Here is a 5,258-nt window from a genome sequence, read left to right on the forward strand (position 1 = left end):
CGTGGTCGTCGACGTGTACACCGACAGGCCGATCCCGCCCGCGGCCTGCAGCGCGGCCGTGGTGCTCGTGCCCGACAGGGTCCACGCCGTCGGCTCCGGCGAGCCCGAGGCCCACACCTTCGCGCGCTGCGTCGTCGTGACGCACGAGGTCAAGGTCATGGAGCGCTGCCTGCGGGAGGCGTCCGCGCTGTGGTCCGTCCGCGACACGTTGCGGGTGTTCGCGAAGGGCCACCACCCCCGCGTCTACGTGCTCGACGCGGTCTGACCGCTCACCGGACGGTCGGTGGGCTCGGCCTCGTCGGCGGGCGGCTCGTTCTCCTCGATCCACGCGTCGATGCGCAGCCACGACGCGAACAGCCACTCCTCGGCGGCGTCGCGGTCGCGCGGCACGTCCGCGGGCGCGACGCTCCACCCCTTCATGACGATGCGCTTGTCCATCGGCAGCTCGCGCCAGATGTCGTGCACCGTGACGAGCCGGTCGAGCCCGGTGTGCCCGACGAACACGACGCCCGCGTCGGGCGCCTCGTCGAGCGCGGACAGCACCCCGCCCGCGTGCGGCGCCATGACGTTGGTCATCTGCTCGGCCTGCACGGCGAGCTCGTCGCGACCCTCGCGCCGCAGCGCGTCGATCCGGGCGCGCCGCCGCCGGGGCGTGAAGTTGCCGCCCTCGGGGAAGATCAGCAGCGCACCCCGCGGCCCGAGCCCCTCGGCCAGGTCCCCGACGGCCGCCGCCAGCCCGGGAGCGCCGTCGCGGCGGGCCTTGCGCGGGGTGATGAACTGCGTGGGCAGGCGGTTGAGCAGCACGTCGATCGCCGGGTCCCACTGGAGCGTGTCCTTGAGGACGATCCGCGGCTCGCGGTCGAACCAGTTGAGCAGCGCGTGGACCAGGATGAACGAGTCGCCGGGGCCGGCGTGCCGGCTCGCGACCACGACCGGCTGCCCGGTGAGGACCGTGCCCAGGTCGGCGTCGACGATGTCGATCCTCAGCCGCAGCGTCCAGCGCACCTGCCAGAACAGCACCTGCATCATGCGGCGGGCGAGCCGGTAGTGGGCCCGCTCGAACGCCGGTCGGTGGATCGCCCAGCCGAACCCGGACCCGATCCACAGCCCGAGCAGCGCGACCAGGCACGCGGCGTCCCACAGGATGTAGAAGCTCGCCATCCACAGCGCGCGCGAGACGCGGAGCCGGCCCGGCAGCGCCCACGTGACCGCGCCGAGCACCAGCAGGATCAGCATGAGGCTGGTCGGCACCAGCAGGACCGCGAGCGCGACGATCGCGGGCGCGAGCACGACCCGCCGCACCCACCGGGGCGGCAGGCGCCACGTCATGACCGGGCCTCGAGGTACGCGCGCGTCGCCTCGCGGGCGGCGTCGATGCGTCGGCGGGTCGCGTCCATCCGCCGGTAGGACCCGAGCTTCTCGTCGCCCGGTGCCGGGCCGCCGCTCGGCAGGACGTGCACCGCGACGCCCTTCGGGACCCGCTCGATCTCGCGCGTGAACCGGTGCCGGCGCGCGATCTCGAAGCTCACCCGCGCCACGTCGCTCGGCTTCTCCGGCGCCACGACCGCCTCCTCGATCCGTCCGACCTGGAGCACGTACACCGTCGTCGCGCCGCGGTCCACGGCCTCACCGAGCGGGATGGAGTTCACGATGCCGCCGTCGACGAAGTGCTCGTCGCCGATCTTCGTCGGCGGCAGGACGCCGGGCACCGACGACGACGCGAGCACGGCGGGGATGAGCGGCCCGCTGTCGAACCAGCGCTCTGCCGTCCGCTCGATGCACGCCGCGGCGACGGCCAGCGGGACGTCGAGCTGCTCGAACGTCCGGTCGGCGCCCAGCATCTCCTCGAGCAGCGCGCGCAGCGGCGCCGGGTCGTTGAGGTGCGTCCTCGAGCGTGCGAGCCGGCGCAGCTGCTTGGGCCACGAGTCGCCGTAGACGGCCGCGGCGGCCGGGGACGCCCACGCCTGCAGGAGCGTCTCGACGACCGCGGGCGTCGGGTCCGCGGCGACGGCCGCGCCGTTGATCGCGCCGATCGACGTGCCGACCACCGTGTCGGGCCGGACGCCCGCCTCGAACAGCGCCTGGAGCATGCCGACCTGCACGGCGCCGCGCACGCCGCCGCCGCCCAGCACGAACCCCACCGTCATGACCGGATCGTGGCACAGCCGACGAGGCGGGGCCCGGCGACGTCCCCAGGCCGCGGCCGCTGGTCACCGCCGGGCCGACCGGTGTCGAAAGTCAGGCGCGAATCGCTTCAGACGGTGGCCCGAAAGGGCACGTCGTCCGCAGGGTGGAGGCCCTAGGGGGACGCGACCTCGGCGGGTGGCAGCGAGGCCGGTGCCGGGACGCGCTCACGGGGGCCGTCCCGCATCGAGAGGAGACCCGCACACATGACCGTCCGTGCACGCCCACGCACGCTCTTCGCCGCCCTGGCGGCGGTCGCGGTGGCCATCGGCGCCGCCGTCGTCACGTCCGCACCCGCCTCCGCCCACGGTTCCGTCACGGACCCGCCCACCCGGAACTACCGGTGCTGGGAGGTCTGGGGCTCGGACCACCTCAACCAGAACATGAAGAACGTCGACCCCATGTGCTGGGGCGCGTACCAGCACGACCCGAACGCGATGTGGAACTGGAACGGGCTGTACCGCGAGAACGTCGGCGGCCGGCACGAGGCCGTCATCCCGAACGGGCAGCTCTGCTCCGGCGGCCGCACCTTCTCGCCGCGGTACGACTACCTCGACACGCCCGGCCCGTGGGTCGCGAAGAACGTGCCGACCAAGTTCCAGCTCACGCTGACCGACGGTGCGAAGCACGGCGCCGACTACCTGCGCATCTACGTCTCGAAGCCGGGCTACGACCCGACGACCGAGGCGCTCGGCTGGGACGACATCACCCTGGTCAAGGAGACCGGGCGCTACCCGACGACGGGCCTCTACCAGACCGACGTCGACCTGACGGGCTACAGCGGCCGTGCGGTGCTGTTCACGATCTGGCAGGCCAGCCACCTCGACCAGCCGTACTACCTGTGCTCGGACATCAATATCGGCGGCACGAGCACGCCGACGCCGACCGTGACCCCGACGCCGACGGTCACGCCGACGCCGACCGTCACGCCGACGCCGACGGTCACCCCGACGCCGACCGTCACGCCGACCCAGACGCCGACGCCGACGCCCACGCAGACCTCGGGCCCGGGCACCTGCACCGCGACGGTGAAGGTCGTGAACTCGTGGAGCTCCGGCTTCGTGGGTGAGGTCACCGTCAAGGCCGGCTCCAGCGCGATCACCGGCTGGCACACCGCGATCGGCGGCACGACCGTGCAGCAGGCGTGGAGCGCCACCCTGTCCGCCGCGAACACGCTGACCAGCGTCGACTGGAACAGCAAGCTCGCCGCGGGCGCCAGCACCACCGCCGGCTTCATCGGCAGCGGCAACGGCCAGGGCGTCTCCGCGGTCTCCTGCGGCACGCACTGACCGACCGGCTCCACCGCACCATCCGGACGCCCGTCGTCCTGACCCGCACGGGTCGGGCGGCGGGCGTCCGTCGTCCCCGCCCGGCTACCGCCGCCCGCGGCCGTCCGCGGTCCCGGTGCTCCTTGGTCGTCGTCGCCGCGCGCGGCAGGATGAGGGCGAGCGACCGCCCAGCCGACGACCGACGGAGCGCCCCGTGCCGAGCGACACCCCCGACCACGAGCCCCGGCCGCAGGACCCGTCGGGCACGCGCGACCCCGAGCCGCCCGCCCAGTTCTGGCGCCGCCGCGGCTACTGGCTCCTGCTGGCCCTCGCGGCCGTCGTCGCGCTGGGCCTGACGTTCGTCTCCCGCCTCCAGTGACGCGGCCCCGTCCCCGACGACGGACGGCACGGGTCCTGACCGGCTCCGCGCGCGTGATCCACTAGGGGCGTGACCGCGAGCAGCACCCGCCTCCCCCGTGTCCGCGCCTCCGAGCTCGTCGGGCGGGGGTGGCTCAACACCGGCGGGCAGGACGTGACGCTCGCGGACCTGCGCGGCAAGGTCGTCGTGCTCGACTTCTGGACGTTCTGCTGCATCAACTGCCTGCACGTCCTGGACGAGCTGCGCGAGGTCGAGGAGCGGTTCCGCGACGTGCTCGTCGTGGTCGGCGTGCACTCGCCGAAGTTCGTGCACGAGGCCGACCCGGTCGCGCTGGCGGCCGCCGTCGAGCGGTACGAGGTGCACCACCCGGTGCTCGACGACCCGGAGCTCGTCACGTGGTCGGCGTACACGGCGCGCGCGTGGCCGACGCTCGTCGTGATCGACCCCGAGGGGTACGTCGTCGCGCAGATGGCCGGCGAGGGGCACCGGCACAACCTCGAGGTGCTGCTCGAGGAGCTCGTCGCGGAGCACGACGCCAAGGGCACGCTGCACCGCGGCGACGGCCCGTACGTGCCGCCCGCGCCGACCGCCGGGACGCTGCGGTTCCCCGCGAAGGCGGTCGCGCTGCCCGGAGGGTCGCTGCTGGTCGCCGACGCGGGCCACCACGCGCTCACCGAGGTCGCGGCCGACGGGTCGACGCTGCTGCGGCGCATCGGGTCGGGCGAGCGCGGCTTGGTCGACGGCGGGCCGGACGACGCCCGGTTCAGCGAGCCGAACGGCCTGGCCCTCGTGCCGGACCGCCTGCGGGACACGCTCGGGTACGACGTGCTCGTCGCGGACACCGTCACTCACGCACTGCGCGGCGTGCGGCTGGCCGACGGTCACGTCACGACCGTCGCGGGGACCGGCGAGCAGCTCATGGTCGGTGCGGCCGACAACGTGCGCGGCGGCGGCACGGGCGTCGGGTACGACGGGCCGGCGCTCGACGTGCGGCTGTCGTCGCCGTGGGACGTCGTCTGGTCCGACGCGCTCGGCGCGTTCGTCGTGGCGATGGCCGGCAATCACACGCTCTGGACGTTCGACGGGACGCGGCTGCGGCACGTCGCCGGGACGATGAACGAGGGGTTGCTCGACGGGCCGGGCGCCGACGCGTGGCTCGCCCAGCCGTCCGGGTTGTCGGTCGGGCCCGACGGGCGCGTGTGGGTCGCCGACTCCGAGACGTCCGCGCTGCGCTGGCTCGACCCCGCCGACGGCACCCTCCACACCGCCGTCGGCGAAGGGCTGTTCGACTTCGGCCACCGCGACGGGCGCGCCGACGAGGCCCGCATGCAGCACCCGCTCGGCGTCGCCGCGCTGCCCGACGGGTCCGTCCTCGTCGCCGACACCTACAACGGCGCCGTGCGCCGCTACGTGCCGCCCGCCGACGG

5 protein-coding genes and 1 pseudogene are annotated in these 5,258 nt (G+C 74.3%); 4 read left to right on the forward strand and 2 right to left on the reverse strand.

All coding sequences use genetic code 11. The features are described 5' to 3' along the window. Positions 1-265 (forward strand): annotated as a pseudogene (locus tag HGA02_RS20405) (hypothetical protein); the annotation flags it as partial. Here HGA02_RS20405 and HGA02_RS09465 read toward each other — a convergent pair. Then, positions 244-1,329, reverse strand: a complete 1,086-nt coding sequence (locus HGA02_RS09465) for a 1-acyl-sn-glycerol-3-phosphate acyltransferase (RefSeq protein ID WP_168678797.1) — start codon at positions 1,327-1,329, stop codon at positions 244-246. The pseudogene HGA02_RS20405 and the gene HGA02_RS09465 sit on opposite strands and share 22 nt — an antisense overlap. Beyond that, positions 1,326-2,147: a patatin-like phospholipase family protein gene (locus tag HGA02_RS09470; protein WP_168678798.1), complete on the reverse strand. Its 822-nt coding sequence runs from the start codon at positions 2,145-2,147 to the stop codon at positions 1,326-1,328. The genes HGA02_RS09465 and HGA02_RS09470 overlap by 4 nt, the downstream gene beginning before the upstream one ends. Positions 2,148-2,390: 243 nt before the next feature. On the opposite strand from HGA02_RS09470, the gene HGA02_RS09475 reads away from it, so the two are divergent. From HGA02_RS09475 to HGA02_RS09485, 3 genes are all read left to right on the forward strand, one after another. Then, on the forward strand, positions 2,391-3,473 hold the full coding sequence (locus HGA02_RS09475; RefSeq protein ID WP_168678799.1) for a lytic polysaccharide monooxygenase auxiliary activity family 9 protein: 1,083 nt from the start codon (positions 2,391-2,393) through the stop codon (positions 3,471-3,473). Positions 3,474-3,666: 193 nt separating this feature from the next. After that, entirely contained in the window at positions 3,667-3,831 is a 165-nt protein-coding gene (locus tag HGA02_RS09480; protein ID WP_168678800.1) for a hypothetical protein, read from the forward strand. 69 nt (positions 3,832-3,900) lie between these two features. Continuing rightward, the coding region (locus HGA02_RS09485) for a thioredoxin-like domain-containing protein (RefSeq protein ID WP_168678801.1) at positions 3,901-5,258 on the forward strand (1,358 nt) is incomplete at its 3' end.

It is taken from the genome of Cellulomonas septica (genome assembly GCF_012396155.1).
GTDB lineage: Bacteria > Actinomycetota > Actinomycetes > Actinomycetales > Cellulomonadaceae > Cellulomonas > Cellulomonas septica.

Bases quoted from the DNA above. Each gene is read 5' to 3' on its own strand.
- HGA02_RS09475 (WP_168678799.1), top strand. From the start codon at position 2,391: ATGACCGTCCGTGCACGCCCACGCACGCTCTTCGCCGCCCTGGCGGCG.
- HGA02_RS09465 (WP_168678797.1), bottom strand. From the start codon at position 1,329: ATGACGTGGCGCCTGCCGCCCCGGTGGGTGCGGCGGGTCGTGCTCGCG.
- HGA02_RS09470 (WP_168678798.1), bottom strand. From the start codon at position 2,147: ATGACGGTGGGGTTCGTGCTGGGCGGCGGCGGCGTGCGCGGCGCCGTG.